The organism is Nonomuraea montanisoli, from assembly GCF_013363975.1.
GTDB classification, from domain to species: domain Bacteria; phylum Actinomycetota; class Actinomycetes; order Streptosporangiales; family Streptosporangiaceae; genus Nonomuraea; species Nonomuraea montanisoli.
Genome location: NZ_JABWGN010000008.1, coordinates 503,560 through 519,346 on the forward strand (window position 1 = coordinate 503,560; position 15,787 = coordinate 519,346).

At 73.4% G+C, this 15,787-nt stretch carries 15 protein-coding genes; 4 read left to right on the forward strand and 11 right to left on the reverse strand.

The genetic code is table 11. The annotated features are described in order from the left end of the window. Window positions 1-158: 158 nt before the first annotated feature. Window positions 159-3,017 (forward strand): glycoside hydrolase family 2 TIM barrel-domain containing protein, encoded by a 2,859-nt coding sequence (locus HTZ77_RS23145; RefSeq protein ID WP_175591731.1) that lies wholly within the window; start codon window positions 159-161, stop codon window positions 3,015-3,017. A 76-nt stretch (window positions 3,018-3,093) separates the two neighbouring features. Here HTZ77_RS23145 and HTZ77_RS23150 read toward each other — a convergent pair whose 3' ends face one another. The 3 genes from HTZ77_RS23150 to HTZ77_RS23160 form a co-directional block, all read right to left on the reverse strand. Next, entirely contained in the window at window positions 3,094-3,243 is a 150-nt protein-coding gene (locus tag HTZ77_RS23150) for a hypothetical protein (protein ID WP_175591732.1), read from the reverse strand. Window positions 3,244-3,287: 44 nt separating this feature from the next. Continuing rightward, entirely contained in the window at window positions 3,288-4,388 is a 1,101-nt protein-coding gene (gene menC, locus HTZ77_RS23155) for an o-succinylbenzoate synthase (RefSeq protein WP_175591733.1), read from the reverse strand. 168 nt (window positions 4,389-4,556) lie between these two features. Then, complete coding sequence (locus HTZ77_RS23160) at window positions 4,557-5,120, reverse strand: acyclic terpene utilization AtuA family protein (protein ID WP_175591734.1); 564 nt, start codon at window positions 5,118-5,120, stop codon at window positions 4,557-4,559. Window positions 5,121-5,300: 180 nt separating this feature from the next. On the opposite strand from HTZ77_RS23160, the gene HTZ77_RS47580 reads away from it, so the two are divergent. Continuing rightward, window positions 5,301-6,311, forward strand: coding sequence for a mechanosensitive ion channel family protein (locus HTZ77_RS47580; RefSeq protein WP_175591735.1), 1,011 nt, complete (start codon window positions 5,301-5,303; stop codon window positions 6,309-6,311). Between the two features lie 123 nt (window positions 6,312-6,434). Here HTZ77_RS47580 and HTZ77_RS23170 read toward each other — a convergent pair whose 3' ends face one another. The 7 genes from HTZ77_RS23170 to HTZ77_RS23200 form a co-directional block, all read right to left on the reverse strand. Beyond that, complete coding sequence (locus HTZ77_RS23170; RefSeq protein WP_175591736.1) at window positions 6,435-6,701, reverse strand: DUF6401 family natural product biosynthesis protein; 267 nt, start codon at window positions 6,699-6,701, stop codon at window positions 6,435-6,437. Between the two features lie 114 nt (window positions 6,702-6,815). Next, a complete protein-coding gene (locus tag HTZ77_RS23175; RefSeq protein ID WP_328808715.1) occupies window positions 6,816-7,895 on the reverse strand; it encodes a M24 family metallopeptidase in 1,080 nt (359 codons plus the stop codon). Then, entirely contained in the window at window positions 7,892-8,797 is a 906-nt protein-coding gene (locus HTZ77_RS23180) for an ABC transporter ATP-binding protein (RefSeq protein WP_175591737.1), read from the reverse strand. Before HTZ77_RS23180 ends, HTZ77_RS23175 begins: the two co-directional genes overlap by 4 nt. Continuing rightward, window positions 8,794-9,564, reverse strand: a complete 771-nt coding sequence (locus HTZ77_RS23185) for an ABC transporter ATP-binding protein (RefSeq protein ID WP_175591738.1) — start codon at window positions 9,562-9,564, stop codon at window positions 8,794-8,796. Before HTZ77_RS23185 ends, HTZ77_RS23180 begins: the two co-directional genes overlap by 4 nt. After that, window positions 9,561-10,436 (reverse strand): ABC transporter permease, encoded by an 876-nt coding sequence (locus tag HTZ77_RS23190; RefSeq protein ID WP_328808716.1) that lies wholly within the window; start codon window positions 10,434-10,436, stop codon window positions 9,561-9,563. The genes HTZ77_RS23185 and HTZ77_RS23190 overlap by 4 nt, the downstream gene beginning before the upstream one ends. Then, window positions 10,433-11,512 (reverse strand): ABC transporter permease, encoded by a 1,080-nt coding sequence (locus HTZ77_RS23195; RefSeq protein ID WP_175591739.1) that lies wholly within the window; start codon window positions 11,510-11,512, stop codon window positions 10,433-10,435. The genes HTZ77_RS23190 and HTZ77_RS23195 overlap by 4 nt, the downstream gene beginning before the upstream one ends. Before the next feature lie 19 nt (window positions 11,513-11,531). Next, a complete protein-coding gene (locus HTZ77_RS23200) occupies window positions 11,532-13,121 on the reverse strand; it encodes an ABC transporter substrate-binding protein (protein WP_175591740.1) in 1,590 nt (529 codons plus the stop codon). 107 nt (window positions 13,122-13,228) lie between these two features. Here HTZ77_RS23200 and HTZ77_RS23205 point away from each other — a divergent pair, with 107 nt between their 5' ends. Beyond that, window positions 13,229-13,870, forward strand: a complete 642-nt coding sequence (locus tag HTZ77_RS23205) for an Lrp/AsnC family transcriptional regulator (RefSeq protein WP_175591741.1) — start codon at window positions 13,229-13,231, stop codon at window positions 13,868-13,870. A gap of 52 nt (window positions 13,871-13,922) precedes the next feature. On the opposite strand, the gene HTZ77_RS23210 is transcribed toward HTZ77_RS23205, so the two are convergent. After that, window positions 13,923-14,276: a hypothetical protein gene (locus HTZ77_RS23210; RefSeq protein WP_328808717.1), complete on the reverse strand. Its 354-nt coding sequence runs from the start codon at window positions 14,274-14,276 to the stop codon at window positions 13,923-13,925. A 214-nt stretch (window positions 14,277-14,490) separates the two neighbouring features. Between HTZ77_RS23210 and HTZ77_RS23215 the strand changes: the two genes are divergently transcribed. Beyond that, entirely contained in the window at window positions 14,491-15,258 is a 768-nt protein-coding gene (locus tag HTZ77_RS23215; protein ID WP_175591742.1) for a bestrophin-like domain, read from the forward strand. The last annotated feature ends 529 nt before the right edge of the window (window positions 15,259-15,787 follow it).

The window sequence follows — 15,787 nt, forward strand, 5'->3', positions numbered from 1 at the left end:
GATCCCTCCGTCCCACCTTGCGGGGACGTCCAGCCGAAGCCAAGACCCGGCAGACCGACAGATTCCCGCCCAAGCCCAAGCAACACTTACGCTCAGCTCCGACGCCCGATCAGCTCATCGCTGACGAAACCGGCCGCAACCTCTAGGCTGGGGCGGCGATGGATCTCGCACACTTCACCCCCGGCTCGGGCCGCCTGGCGCCCCGGGCGGCCCTGCGTTCCGACGCGCCCTCCCTCGTCCTCGACGGCATGTGGCGCTTCCGCCTGTCGCCCGCGGCCGACGTGCCGGAGGACTTCGCCGACCCCGATCACGACGACTCCGCGTGGGACGAGCTGCCCGTGCCGTCGCACTGGCCGCTGCACGGCCACGGCGCGCCGGCCTACACCAACGTGTCGTACCCCTTCCCGATCGACCCGCCGCACGTCCCCACCGAGAACCCCACCGGCGACTACCGCCGCGCCTTCGACCTGCCCGAGGGATGGAGCGGCGGCCGGCTGCGCCTCGAGGGCGTCGAGTCGTACGCCCGGGTCTGGCTCAACGGCCACGAGCTCGGCTTCACCACCGGCAGCAGGCTGCCCGCCGAGTTCGACGCCGGCCCGTACCTGCGGCCGGGCCGCAACGTGCTGGCCGTCCGCGTCCACCAGTGGTCGGCCGCCAGCTACCTGGAGGACCAGGACATGTGGTGGCTTCCCGGCATCTTCCGGGACGTCACGCTCACCCGGTCCACCGCCGACGTGTTCGTCCGCGCCTCCTACGACGCCGGCACCGGGCGGGGGACGCTCAGCTTCGACGGCCCCGGCCGGCTCAGCGTGCCCGAGCTGGGCGTCGACGGCCTGGAGCCCGGCACGCCGGTCACCGTGGACGTGGAGCCGTGGTCCGCCGAGACGCCGCGCCTGTACGACGCCGTCGTGGCCTGCCCGGAGGAGACCGTGCGCCTGCGCGTCGGCTTCCGGACCGTCGCCATCCAGGACGGCGTCCTGCTCGCCAACGGCCGGCCGCTGCTGCTCAAGGGCGTGAACCGGCACGAGTTCCACCCCGAGCACGGGCGGACCGTGCCGTACGAGACCATGCGGCAGGACATCCTGCTGATGAAGCGGCACAACGTCAACGCCGTGCGCACCAGCCACTACCCGCCCCACCCCGCGTTCCTCGACCTGTGTGACGAGCTCGGCCTGTGGGTCGTGGACGAGTGCGACCTGGAGACCCACGGCTTCGGCCAGGTCGGCTGGCGCGCCAACCCCACCGACGACCCGCGCTGGGAGGAGGCGCTGCTCGACCGCATGCGCCGCATGGTCGAGCGCGACAAGAACCACCCGAGCATCATCATGTGGTCACTCGGCAACGAGGCGGGCGTCGGCCGCAACCTCGCCGTCATGGCCGGCTGGACGCGCGAGCGCGACCCGTCCCGGCCGATCCACTACGAGGGCGACTGGTCGTGCGCGAACGCCGACGTGTACTCGCGGATGTACGCCGGCCACGCCGAGGTCGAGGCGATCGGCCGCGGCACCGAGGACCCGCTGCCCGACCCGGAGCTCGACGCGCGGCGGCGCGCGATGCCGTTCATGCAGTGCGAGTACGCCCACGCGATGGGCCTCGGGCCCGGCGGCCTGGCCGAGTACCAGGAGCTGTTCGAACGGTATCCGCGGCTGGCCGGCGGCTTCGTGTGGGAGTGGATCGACCACGGCCTCGTCCACCCCGAGCACGGCTACGCCTACGGCGGCGACTACGGCGAGCCGGTCCACGACGGCAACTTCGTCATCGACGGGCTCGTCTTCCCCGACCGCACGCCGTCGCCCGGGCTGCTGGACCTGAAGAAGGTGTTCGAGCCGGTCCGCTTCGCCTTCGACGAGGGCGTCGTACGGGTCCGTAACGCCTACGGCTTCCGCGACCTGGCGCACCTGGAGTTCGTGGCGACGGTGGAGGCGGAGGGGGAGCAGGTGGCGCGCTTCGCTCTCGACGTGCCCGCCGAGGGCGGCGAGGTCAAGCTGCCCGCCGCGCCGCCGGGCGAGGGGGAGCGGTGGCTCACCGTGCGCGCCGTCCTGGCCCGCGACGAGCCGTGGGCCGAGGCCGGGCACGAGGTGGCGTGGGGCCAGACCCGCCTCTCCCCGGCCGTGCCGGCGGCCCTGTCGCGTGCCGGTGCGGGTGAGGGGGCGGCGGCGGACGGTGTCGTCCGCGAGCCCACGACCGGGGAGTTCACCGTCCGCGGGCCGGCCGCCGGGGAGTACATCGTCGGGGGCGGGCGGTTCGACGCCCGCGGCCGTCTCGTGCGGCTGTTCGGCTTCGACGTGGACGGGCCGCGCCTGGAGCTGTGGCGGGCCCCCACGGACAACGACCGCTACGGCGGGCTGGTCGCCGCCTGGCGGGCGACCGGCCTGCACCGGCTCACCCACCGCGTGGACGAGGTGACCACCGGGGACGCGGGCACCGGCCTGGCCGTGCGCACGCGGGTCGCCCCCGCCGCGACCGACCTCGGCCTGCGCGTCACCTACCGCTGGGACGCCGACGGCGACGGCCTCGTCCTGACCGTCGAGGTCGAGCCGGAGGGCGGGTGGACCGGCCCGATCCCCAGGCTCGGCGTCGTCATGGCGCTGCCCGGCGAGCTGGGCGACGTCACCTGGTTCGGCCGCGGCCCCGGCGAGGCGTACCCCGACACCGGGATGGCCGCCCGGGTCGGCCGCTGGTCGGCGTCCGTGGACGCGATGCAGACCCCGTACGTGCGCCCCCAGGAGAACGGGCACCGGGCGGAGGTCCGCTGGGCCACGCTGACCGGGCCCGGCGGGCGGGGCGTGCGGGTGTCGGGTGACCCGGTGTTCGGGCTCACGGCCCGGCGCTGGAGCACGGCCGACCTCGAACGCGCCCGCCACCGGCCCGACCTCGTGCCCGGCGACCGCGTCCACGTCAACCTGGACCGCGCCCAGCAGGGCGTCGGCACGGCGAGCTGCGGCCCCGGCACGCTGCCCGCCTACGAGCTGCGGGCCGAGCCGGCCGCCTTCCGGCTGCGCTTCGACCCGGCCTGAGACCTGGCCTGAGGCCGAGACCTGGTCGGGGCGTACGGGACCCGGGGCCCTCACGCGAGGCCCCGGGACTCCCGGCTCAGTGGCGCTTGGTGCGCAGCTTGTCCAGGAACCGGCGCGCCTTCTCCTGGTTGTGCGGATCGTTCGCCATCCGCTTGGCCTTCTCGATCGTCTGCTGACCCTGAGGGCTGCGCAGGTACCCGCGCAGCTTGTCCATGAGCGTAGCCATGCGCTACCCCCTACCCAGGACGAACGCCCGGAAGCGGCCCCGCCTCAGAGCGGGATCCACTCGGTGGAGGTGGTGACCTCGTCGAGGATCGACGGGACCGGGTCCACGCCCAGTCCGGGCCCGGTGGGCACGTCCAGGTGGCCGTCGCTCAGCTCGAACGGCGCGGTGATGTCGGTGGCGTAGTAGCGGCGCGAGGCCGAGGTGTCGCCCGGCAGCGTGAAGCCGGGCAGGGCGGCCAGCGCCACGTTCGCGGCCCGGCCGAGCCCGGTCTCCAGCATGCCGCCGCACCACACCGCGACGCCGTGGGCCCGGCACAGGTCGTGGATGCGCCGGGCCTCTAGGTAGCCGCCGATCCGGCCCGGCTTGATGTTGACGATCGAGCAGGAGCCCAGCTCGATCGCCGCGGCGGCGTGCTCGGCCGACTCGATCGACTCGTCCAGGCAGATCGGGGTGCGCAGCCGCCGCGCCAGGCGGGCGTGCTGCACGAGGTCGTCGTTGGCCAGCGGCTGCTCGATCAGCAACAGGTCGAACGCGTCGAGCTGGGCCAGGCGGGGGGCGTCCACCAGCGTGTAGGCGGCGTTCGCGTCGACCTGGAGCAGCAGGTCGTCGCCGAAACGCTCGCGCACCGCGCGGACCGGCTCCACGTCCCAGCCGGGCTCGATCTTCAGCTTGATCCGCACGTACCCCTCGTCGAGGTAGCCCTCGACGGCGTCGAGCAGGCGCGGGACGGAGTCCATGATGCCGACCGACACGCCGCAGGGCACCCGGTCGCGCGCCGCGCCGAGGAAGCGGCCGAACGACTCGCCCGACGCGCGTAGCTGCGCGTCGAGCACGGCCGTCTCCAGGGCCGCCTTGGCCATGCGATGCCCCTTGACCGGCTCCAGGGCGCGGCCCACGGCGTGGACGTCCGGGGAGGACGGCAGCGCGGGCAGCAGGAAGCGCCGGATCACCTCGGCCGCGCCGTCCACGTACTCCGAGGAGTAGTGCGGCTCGGACATCGCCACGCACTCGCCCCAGCCCTCGGCGTCGGGCGTGACGACCCTGACCAGCAGCACGTCGCGGGCCGTTTCGGTGCCGAACGACGTGCGGAACGGCGCCACCAGCGGCATCGCGATCCGTCGCAGCTCAACTCCAGTGATCTTCACGCTGACTCCCTGCTCCGCGGGTGCTGGTCCTGGTCGAAGGGCACCCGGCACGCGGGGCCGCCCCGTCCTACGGTAGGCGGTGCGGCCGGGCGCCCGTCCGCCGCCCACGCCGTTCCCGCGCTACCGGACGCGCTACCGGACGCGCTACCGGACGCGCTACCGGACGCGCTACCGGACGTGGGCGGGCTCTCCCGCGCAGGGGGCGATGCGGACGCGGCACGGCGCCTCCTGGCTGAGCCGTACCGAGTCGAGCAGGACCGTCACCACCGGCGTCGGGTAGCGGCCCGCCCGGAAGCGGGCGGCCAGGCAGGCGAGCACCGCGTCCACCTTCACGTCGCCGTCGAGCGCGGCGCCGCCGTCGCGGCGGATCTCCATGACGCAGGGCGCGCGCTGCCCGGCCAGGGCCAGGCCCGCGACCGTCGCGCCCGCCAGCGCCCCCACGTCCTCGCTCGTCCAGCCGTAGTGCCACATGCCCGCCGCCACGACCACCGCGGCCGGGTCGCCGGGCGCGGTGAGCACCACGTCCACGCCGTCACGCAGCTCCCGGGCGATGGCCTCCGCGCCGCGGGCCATCCGGGTGCCGGTACGCAGCCCCGGCAGGCGCGGGACGACGCCGCCCGCCTCGAAGACGAGCTTGACGCCGGTGCGGAGCCGGCCCGGCCGGCCGTCGCGCCACCCGCAGATGACCATGTCCGCCGAGCCGTGCATGCCCGAGACGCCGATGCGCAGCATGACCTGATCATTACCCTGCGCGATCGGCGATTACACACTGTGAGGCCGAGCTGGCTGTCGCTTGACCTGCGGAATCGATGTCCGATATGGCGGTGGGCGCATGTCTGGTCGCGGAGAGTGCGTGAAATGTCCGGTCTTGGGTAGTGCCTTTGCTGCGTTGGATCCTCGAAGGAGGAAACCGTGGACATCAACTTCGGCCAAGGCCTGACGGACGTCTTCCGGCAGCTCGCGTTGTTCGTCCCCAGGCTGATCGCCTTCATCGTCATACTCGTCATCGGCTGGCTGATCGCCAAGGGGCTGGAGAAGGTCGCCGACAAGATTCTCGAGCGGGTGGGCTTCGACCGCGCGGTGCAGCGCAGCGGCATGGGGCGAGTGATGGAGCGCAGCCGCTACGACGCCAGCACCCTGGTCGCGAGAATCATCTTCTACGCGATCATTCTGGTCACGCTGCAGATCGCCTTCAGCGTGTTCGGGCCGAACCCGATCTCGGCGCTGCTGACCGCTGTGGTGGGGTGGCTGCCCAGGGCGATCGTGGCGATCATCATCGTGGTGGTCGCCGGCGCCATCGCCGCCGCCGTCCGCGACCTCCTGAACGGCATGCTGGGCGGGCTCTCCTACGGCCGGTGGATCGCGACGGCCGCCGCCGTGTTCATCTGGGCGCTGGGCATCATCGCCGCGCTCAACCAGATCGGCGTCGCCACCACGGTGACCACGCCGGTGCTCATCACCGTGCTCGCGACCATCGGCGCCATCCTCGCGATCGGCGTCGGCGGCGGCATGGTGCGGCCGATGCAGGACCGGTGGGACCGCTGGCTCGCCCGCATGGAGAGCCAGGCGCCGCAGGCCCGGGCGCAGGCCGAGGCGTACCAGCGCGGACGTGAGGACGCCCGGCGGATGGCCCCGGAGACCGAGGCCGCCAGGGCGCCCGAGACGGCCGGCGCGCCGCCGCGCGCCGAGCAGGCGGGCGAGCTGGGCGGCACCGCCCCGTCGGGGCAGAGCATGCCTCCGTCCGGCCAGGCCATGCCTCCGGGCGAGTCCATGCCGTCCGGCCAGCCCATGCCTCCCGGCCAGCCGATGGACCCGGGCCGGCCCACCGGGCAGGGTCCGACCGGCCGGACCGGTGAGGACGGTCCGCGGACCGAGGGCGGCCCGAGAGGCGGCCTCGGCCCCGACCCCGGCCGCGACGTCTGACGCCGACTCCTCGCCCGGCCGCGACGTCCGACACTGGACTCCCGCCCCGGTTGCGACGTCCGACGCGGGCTTTCCGGGCCTGGGTGCGCACGCATGGCGCGCCCGGGCCCGGTGTCCGCGCGTTCAGGCGGGGGACTCGTCGGCCAGCAGCCCGAGCTCGTGGGTGAGCCAGCAGATGGCGGTCAGCCGGAGGGAGACGGCGTCCGGCTCGCCGCGGAAGGTCCAGCCGAGGTGCCGCAGCTCGTCGGCGAAGCCCAGGAGGTAGTCGCCGAGCGTCTCGCGGTCGAGGACGACCGTGTCGCGCAGCGCCGCGGCGTGCTGGTCCACCGCCGCCAGGAGGCCGGGCTCGCCCGCCATCCGTTCCAGCTGGGCGCGCCCCAGGGTGTCCATCAGCCACCGCAGGGGGGACGCAGCCCATCCCTTCTCAAACAACACCCAAACAACCTTAAAGATGATTTATCCGGCATGGTTGCATAGAACCGTACATCAGGCAGTCCAGCGCCGTCAGCGGTCCAGCACCCACAGCGCCCCCGCGTCCAGCGGCGCCGCCCCGTCCGCCGCGCACACCACCACGTCCGCCACCCGCGCCCCGAACAGCTCCGGCACGTAGATCGCCGGCTCCACGCACAGCGTCATCCCCGCCTCCAGGAGCGTGTCGTCGCCCGCCCGCAGCCACGGCCCCTCCTGGTGGCTCAGGCCGACCCCCCTCCCGGCGTGCGGGGCGGCGAACCGGCCGTAGCCGCTGCCGTCGATCACCTCGCGCGCGGCCGCGGCCACCTCCGAGGCCGCCGCACCCGGCCGTACCGCCCGCCGGGCCGCGGCGTGCGCGGCGAGCACCACCGAGTACATCGCCTCGAAGTCGTCCGGCGGCTCCGCCACCGCGCAGACCCGCGCCACCTCCGCGCAGTACCCGTCCCACCGCCCGCACAGCGACACGTGCAGCGCGTCACCCGGGTTGATCACCCGGTCGCCGGGCGGGTGCGACGGCCGGGCGGTGTGCTCGCCCGCCGCCACCACCACCGACAGGACCTCCTCGCAGCCCGACTCCAGCAGCATCCCGGCCAGCCGCCGCGCCATCGCCCGCTCGGTCGCGCCGAACCAGGCCAGCTCCCGAGCCCCGGCCAGCACCGCCGCGGCCGCCTGGGCCGCCCGCGCCACCGCCTCGACCTCGTCCGGCTCCTTGCGCAGCCGCAGCGGGGCCAGCACGGCCGCCGCCGGCACCAGCTCGGCCTCCAGCGACAGGCCGAACAACTCGCGCACCCGCATCTCCGGGTCCACCCCGACCCGCCGCGCCCCGGCCGGGACGAGCAGGTCCGGCTCGCCCGTCTCCTCGCACACCCCCGGCGTGACGACGAGGAACCCGCCGCCCGAGCCGCCGAGGAAGCGGAAGTCGGGCGACGGGCGCAGCACCAGCGCGTCCACCTCCGCGGCGGCCATGGCGGCCCGCACGGCCGCCAGCCGCCCGCCCCCTTCAGGGGCGCCCGCGACCGCCGGCGACCCCCCGCCCCCTTCCGGGGCGCCCGCGACCGCCGGCGACCTCCCGTCCCCGGCCCCGGGCCGGGTGCGCCCCCCGCCGGTCGTCACGCGGGCTCGTGCAGCCAGCAGGCCACCGGCCCCGGCTCGGGCTCCTTCACCCGGCACACGTCCATCGCGAACGGGCAGCGCGGATGGAACCGGCACCCCTCCGGCGGCGCCGCCGGGTCCGGAACGTCCCCGGTCAGCTCCTCCGGGAGCACGCCCATGCCGTCGGGCTTGGGGATCGCCCGCAGCAGCGCCTGCGTGTACGGGTGGCGCGGGTTGTCCCACACCTCGGCCGTGTCGCCGATCTCGACGATCCGGCCCAGGTACATCACGGCGATCCGGTCGGCGATCAGCCGCACCACCGACAGGTCGTGGCTGATGAACAGCAGCCCCGCGCCCGAGTCCACCGCCAGGTCCCGCATCAGCGTGGCGACCTGCGCCTGCGCCGAGGCGTCCAGCGCCGAGATCGGCTCGTCGCCGATCAGCATCCGCGGCCGGGCCGCCAGCGCCCGCGCGATCGCGATCCGCTGCCGCTGCCCGCCCGAGAACTCGTGCGGGTGCCGCCCGGCGAACTCGCGCGGCAGCCCCACCCGTTCCAGCAGGTCGGCCGGGTCCGTCTCGCCGTCGCGCGCGGTCCGCAGGCCGTCGGCGATCTGGTCGCCGACGCGCCGGCGCGGGTTCAGCGACGCGTACGGGTCCTGGAACACCATCTGGACGCCCGTCAGCGTGCGGCGGCGCAGCCCCAGCGGCGTGACCGGCACGCCCTCGAAGGTGATCGACCCCTCGGTGACCGGGTTCAGCCCGCACACCGCGCGGGCCAGCGTCGACTTGCCGCACCCCGACTCGCCGACCAGCCCGACGACCTCGCCGGGCCGTACCGTGAGGCTGGCCCCCGCCACCGCCCGCACCACCGGACGCCCGGGGGAGCGGTGCTCGACCACCAGATCCTTGATTTCCAGCGTCATGCGGTCTCCCCAGGCAGCGAGTCCAGCAGCGAGCGGGTGTAGGCGTGCGACGGCTCCCGCAGCACCTTGCCGCGCGGCCCCGTCTCCACGACGAGCCCGTCCTTCATCACGCTCACCTCGTCGGCGATCGCCGACATGACCCCGAGGTCATGGGTGACCAGCAGCACCGCGAGCCCCAGCTCGTCGCACAGCCCGCGCAGCAGCCGCAGCACGCCGGCCTGCACGGTCACGTCGAGCGCGGTCGTCGGCTCGTCGGCGATGAGCACCCGCGGCGAGCAGGCCAGCGCGATCGCGATCGCGATGCGCTGGCGCATGCCGCCCGAGAACTGGTGCGGGAAGCGGCCGTAGGCCTCCTCGGCGCCCGGGATGCGGACCTTGCCGAGCAGCTCCACCGCCCGGGCCCGCGCCTCCCGCTTGTCCAGCTTGAGGTGGTGCCGCATGTGCTCGGTGAGCTGCCTGCCCACCGACAGCATGGGGTGCAGGCTCGTGGCCGGGTCCTGGAAGACCATGGCCACCTCGCCGCCGCGCACCTTGTTCAGCTCCCGGGGCGGCAGCGTCAGCAGGTCGCGCTCGCCGAGCGCGATGCGGCCCGTGGCCCGCGCGCCGTGCGGCAGCAGACCCAGCACGGCCAGGCCGGTCATGGTCTTGCCGGACCCGCTCTCGCCGGCCAGGCCGTGGACCCGGCCCTCCTGGAGCGACAGGTCCACGCCGCGCAGGATCTCCCTGCCGCCGATCGTGACCTTCAGATCCGTGATGTCGAGGGTCACAGCGCACGCTCCTTGATGGCGCGGGCCGTCCGCGGGTCGAGGGCGTCGCGCAGGGTGTCGCCGAGGAAGTTGAACGCGAGCACCACCGTCAGGATCGCCAGGCCCGGGAACGTCGCGACCCACCAGCTGTCGAACACCTCGACGCCGCCCGCCACCATGGCGCCCCACTCGGGCGACGGCGGCTTGGCGCCCAGGCCGAGGAAGGACAGGCCTGACAGCAGCAGCAGCGCGGTGCCGATGTCCAGCGTCGCCAGCACCAGGACCGGGCCGGTGACGTTCGGCAGCACGTCCACGCGCAGCGAGCGCCAGGCCGAGAAGCCCAGCAGCCGCCCGCTCAGCACGAACTCCCGCTCCCGCACCCCCAGCACCAGGCCGCGGGTGACGCGGGCGTAGGCCGGCCAGGCGACCACCAGCACGGCCAGCACCGCGTTGACCAGGCTCGCGCCCAGCGCCGCGGCCACCACCATGGCCAGGATGACCGTGGGGAAGGCGAACACCAGGTCCGCCACCCGCATGATCGTCTCGTCGGCCCACCGGCCGAAGTAGCCGGCGCACGCGCCGAGCAGGCCGCCGATCAGCACTGACAGCACCACCAGCAGCAGCGTCAGCGGGATCGACACCCGCGCGCCGTACAGGACGCGGCTGAGGATGTCGCGGCCGAGCTGGTCGGTGCCGAACCAGTGCCCGGGACCGGGCGGGGCCAGGCGCGGCAGCTCCTGCGCGAGCGGGTCGTGCGGCGCCAGCAGCGGCGCCGCGAGCGCGACGACCAGCCAGGCCAGCGCGACCACGCCGCCCACGACGGCCAGCGGCTGCCGCCACGCCTCGGGCAGCCGCCCGAGCAGGCCCTTGCGGGCCAGGGGATCGCGTTTCACTGGAGCCTCACACGCGGGTCGATGACGCCGTACAGCACGTCCACGATCAGGTTGATGACGAGGTAGACCACGCCCACGACCAGGCCGACGCCCATGACGGCGGGCAGGTCGAGGGTGGTGGCGCTCTTGTAGGCGTACTGCCCGACGCCCGGCCAGGCGAAGATCGCCTCGACCAGCACGGTGCCGGACAGCAGGCTGCCGAACGCCAGGCCCGCCACCGTGATGACCGGCACCAGCGCCGAGCGCAGCACGTAGCGGAACAGGATCACCCGGCCGGGCAGGCCCTTGGCCCGGGCCGCCCGCACGTAGTCCTGCCCGAGCACCTCCAGCACCGCCGAGCGGGTGAACCGCGTCAGCAGGCCGATCGTGTAGAGCGCCAGCACCAGCGCCGGGGTGATCAGGTGACCGACGGCGGAGACGAAGACGTCCCACTGACCGGCGATCAGCGCGTCCACCGTCTGCAGCCCGGTCACCGCCGGCGCCTCGCCGAGCGCCGGGTCCACCCGGCCGCTGCCGGGCGTGATCTGCAGCCGGTAGAAGAACACGTAGAACGCCACCAGCGCCAGCCAGAACGTCGGCACCGAGATGCCGATCAGGCTCAGCACGCGCAGCACGTGGTCCGGAAGCCGGTCGCGGCGCAGCGCGGCGACCACGCCGAAGGCCACGCCCAGCACCAGCGAGACGGCGATCGCCGCGCCCGCCAGCTCCAGCGTCGCCGGCACGAACTGCGCCAGGTCCTCGGCGACCGGCCGGTGGCTCTGCTGGCTGACGCCGAAGTCGCCCTGGACGAGGCCGCGCAGGTGCAGCGCATACTGCTCCCACAGCGGCTTGTCCAGGCCGTGCTCGGCGCGCCACTGCGCCACGATGGCCGGGTCGCCGAGCGCCCGCTGGCCGAGGTTGGCGGTGACCGGGTCGCCCGGCACCAGGTTCGTCAGGACGAACGTCACCAGTGTGATGCCCCAGGCCAGCAGCACGGCGGTCAGGATCCGCCGGAAGAGGAACCGGGCGAGCGGGTGCGCGCCCCGCCCGCGCCGGACCCGGGGCGCGGCGTCCGCGGCCTCCTTGGCGGACGTCATGGCCGACACGTCACGAGCCTCACTTGCCGGCCAGGTCGGCGACGTCCACCGTCCACACCGGGTGGTACTCCAGGCCGGTGACGGACGTGGCGGTCACGATGTTCTGGCCCGGCTGGATCAGCGGCACGAACGGGCTGGAGGCGTTGAGCTGCTTCTGCATGTCGGCGTACGCCTGCTTGCGCGCGTCGTCGCCGACCGCGGCCGCGGCCTTGTCACCGGCGGCCGAGGCCGCCTTGTCCGCGCCGTCCTTCCAGCCGGCCCGCAGGCCGACCGTCTTGCCGGGCAGGAACGCCAGGTAGTCGCTCGGGTCGGGGTAGTCCGGGCCCCAGTACCACAGGCCCATCTCCTCCTTGCCGTTGCGGTAGTTGTCCAGGGCCGTGGTGACCGGCGCCGGCTGGAGGTCCACGGTGATGCCGACCTCCTTGAGGTTGGCCTGGATCCGCTCGGCCAGCGGCTGGAACGACAGGCCGTTCACCGTCAGCTCGCTCGGGTACTCCAGCTTCACCGTCGGGTTGGACAGGCCGCTGGCCGCCAGCGCCGCCTTGGCGCCCTCGACGTCCCGCTTGGTCGCCTGGTCGGCGCCGAGCGCGCCGACCAGCTGAGACGGGATCACGCCCGGCGTCTGCGTCGCGCCCTCACCGGCCAGCTCCAGCAGGCCCGCGTAGTCGACGCCCTTGCGCACGGCCTCGACGAACTTGGCGTTCGGCGTGGTCTTGCTGATGCCGGAGTCCTGGTTGGCGAACAGGAAGATGACGTTGGCCGAGGGGGTCTTCTTGACCGTGAGGCTCGCCGGCATGCCGGTGACCTGGTCGCCCGACAGGTTCAGCGCCACCTGGCTGTCACCGCGCTGCACGTTGAGCTTCTGCGTGGCGGCCTCGACGTTGCGGATGACGACCTTGTCGTAGAACGGCTTGGTCCCGTAGTACTTGTCGTTCTTCTTGAGCACCACCTGGCTGCTCACGTTGAACGACTCGATCTGGTACGGGCCCGAGCCGGCGGAGGAGGAGTTCAGGTACTGCTCGGCCTTGTCCTGGGAGTCGGCGGTGGCGCCGTGCGACTTGGCGAGCTTGCTGTTGAGGATGCCGAGCGCGGGGTTGGGCAGGATGTACGGCAGCGCCGGGTTGGCCTGCTTCGAGGTCAGCGTGACGGTCGAGTCGTCGGTCTTGGCCACCTCGACGCCGTCCAGCAGGAACGACGGGGTGCCCTTCATGTCGCGCACGCGGCTCAGCGAGAACACCACGTCGTCGGCCGTGACGGGCGAGCCGTCGGCGAACGTGGCGCCCTTCTTCAGCTTGAGCGTGAGGACCTTGCCGTCCTCGGACAGCTCGTAGGACTCGGCCAGCGCCGGGACCGGCTTGGTCACGTCGGAGCCCTCGAAGGTGAGCAGCGTCTCGTACGCGGCCTTGCCGATGATCAGCCCGGTCGGCTCGTAGGTGCGCCCCGGGTCGGCGGTCTTGAGGTCGAACGAGGTGTCGATGACCAGCGTCTTGCCGCCACCCTGCGCGGTGGAGCCGCCGCCGTTGCTCTTCCCGGAGCCGCCGCTGCCGCAGGCGGCGAGAGCGAGTGCACCGGCGAGCAGTACGGCCGCCGTCTGCGAGCGGGTCGCCATAGGGTCCTCCAGTTGGACGATCAGTCGAAAGGTGTCCAGGATTGTCCGGCAGAACGTCCAGGACCCGTGTGGTCCCCGAGACGTATATAAATAGTCAAGGGGTAACAATGAGTGATATTTCCAGGAATGGTGGCGGCCCTGGCGGCCCGCCTGGACGGATCGGCATCGGCCTCGAGCTGGACTCCGTCCATATGAAGATCCTTGAGGTCCTGCGCGAGAACGGCAGGATCTCGGTGTCGGCGCTGGCCGAGCGGGTGGGCATCTCCCGCGCCAACGCCTACACCCGCTTCGAGGCGCTGCGCGCGGACGGCGTCATCAAGCGGTTCACCGCCGAGATCGACCACGTCCGCACCGGTCTGGGCATCACCGCCCTGATCTTCGTCACCGTGCGGCAGCAGATGTGGCGGCAGTTCCGGGCCGAACTGGCCCGCATGCCGGAGGTCGAGTACTGCGCGATCACCACGGGGCAGCACGACGCCATGATCCAGGTGCGGGTGGCCGACGTGGCCGAGGTCCACACCATGGTGACGGACCGGCTGGCCAACATCCCGGCCGTCAAGGCCACCGAGACGGTGTTCATCCTGGACGAGGTGCTCAGGCGGCCGTACGTGCTGCCGAGCGACCGCGACGCCCGCGCCAACCGGCCCGCCCGCCGGATGCCGCAGGAGGCGCAGGGGGACGTGCCCCTGGGCAAGATGCGCTTCGTGGGCGCGGCGGAGGGCCGTGCGGCCCTCCGCAAGGACGACTGACCTCAGAGCCCTTCGGCCATGTCGGTCTTTTCCGTGGGGTCGGTCATCTCGGTCAGGGGGCGGACGGCACCTCGGTGCACACGCTCACGTGCCGCGTGTCGTCCCCCTCGAACTGGAACTCCTCGACCAGGCGCAGCCGCCCGTCGTCCTCGTGCTCGACCCGGCTGACGCTCTGGCCGCCGGCCCGTCCGCCCGCCTTCAGGGCGTGGACGTACGAGATGGTCACGGCGTCGCCCTCGCGGCTGCCGACGAACCGCCCCAGCGTGACGGTGTCGCCCTCGTAGTCGCCCCACACCACCCCGTCGGACTCCCAGTAGCGGAACGCGGTGGGCTGCTCCGGGTCCACCGCGCTCGCGGTCGAGCTCACCATGACGAACCTGCGGCCGTTCAGAAGGTTGTTCTCCACGCGCGGCATGATCCTGCCCTTTTCCTGACAACGAGAGCGCGCCTGGACGAATGGCGCAGTCAGAACGGCGTCGCGGTCGATCCGTCCAGCCGCGCGCCGCGCGCGGCCCCGCCGGGCGTCGATCCTTGCTTTCCGGTTATCACGGCTTCATCTTTGAACGCGGATTGTGATAGTCAAGTGACGTTCCGTATCCGGCAGGTGACAGGAGATCGTTATGGTGGCGTACGCGCTCGCGATCGCGGCGGCGGTGGGTGTGGTGGCGCTCACCGCGCTTGTGTACAGGATGACGGGCCGCGGCGAGGACGACCGCCAGCCCGACGGTCCTTCGGCGGGCCACGCCGGCGCGATGCTGTCGGCGCTGTTCCTGCTGGTCTTCGCGATCGCCGTCATCGTGCCGTGGACCACCGCCGACGCCGCCCGGCAGAACGCCCAGGCCGAGAGCCAGGCCGCCGTCGACGCCTACTGGGCCGCCGCCGCCCTGCCCGGCACCGCCCCCGGCCTCGTCCGCGCCGGGCTGCGCGACTACGTCACCTTCGTGGTCGGCGACGAGTGGCCCGCGATGGAGCAGGGCCGCATGCACCCGGTCGGCACCGAGCGGCTCGATGCCCTGCGCGCGCGGATCGCGGCCATCGCGACGGACGACGACGACGCCAAGGACGCCAAGGACGCCGTGCTCGACCACGTGGCCACCGTGTCTGCCGCCCGCTCGCAGCGCGCCGCCGACGCCGCCGCCACGCCGCCGTCCGGCCTGCTCATCCTGACGATCCTGACCGGGATCGTGGTCATCGTCTTCCCGTTCCTGGCCGGGGCCCGGCCGCGCGGCATGGCGCTCGCCCCGCTCGTGGCGATGGCCGCGCTGCTGGGCTTCGGCACGTACCTGACGTGGGACATCTCGCACGTGTTCGCGGGGCCGCTGGCGGTGGGACCGGACGCGTTCAAGGCGGCGCTGCAGGAGTTCGCCCGCATCGGCGGAGGCGTGTGACCGTGGGCGCCCGGCGCACGCCGCTCTTCCTGGCCGGCACGCTGCTGGCCTTGTACGTGGGCGTCCCGGCCGCGGCCGCCCCCTTCACCGCGGAGACGGCCGCCGCCCCTCCGCCTGCGGCCGCCCTCTTCGCGGGGGAGACGGCCGCCGCGTCCCTGCCTGCGGCCGCCCACGCGGCCGAGGCCGCCGGGACGCGATCCCTCGCGGGCGGTGCTCTCTCGGCCGGCCGCGCTCTCTCGGCCGGCCCCGCGGACGTTCCGCTCGGTGGTGCTCCGCTCGGGGGCATTCTGCTCGGGGGTGCTCCGCTTTGGGGTGCTCTGGTCAATGTCGTTCCGGCGAGCGTCGTTCCGGCGAGTGCTGAGAGGGTCGGCGGCTTGCCGGGGGCGGGCTCTTCCGGCTCGCGAACCGCGAAAGGCTCCCCTGCAGACGGCGGCTCTCCCGCGGGGGACGGTTCTCCCGCGGGGGTCGGCTCTCCTGCGGAGGGCGGCTCTTCTACGGGGGTTGGCTCCGCTGGGGTCGGCTTCGCGGC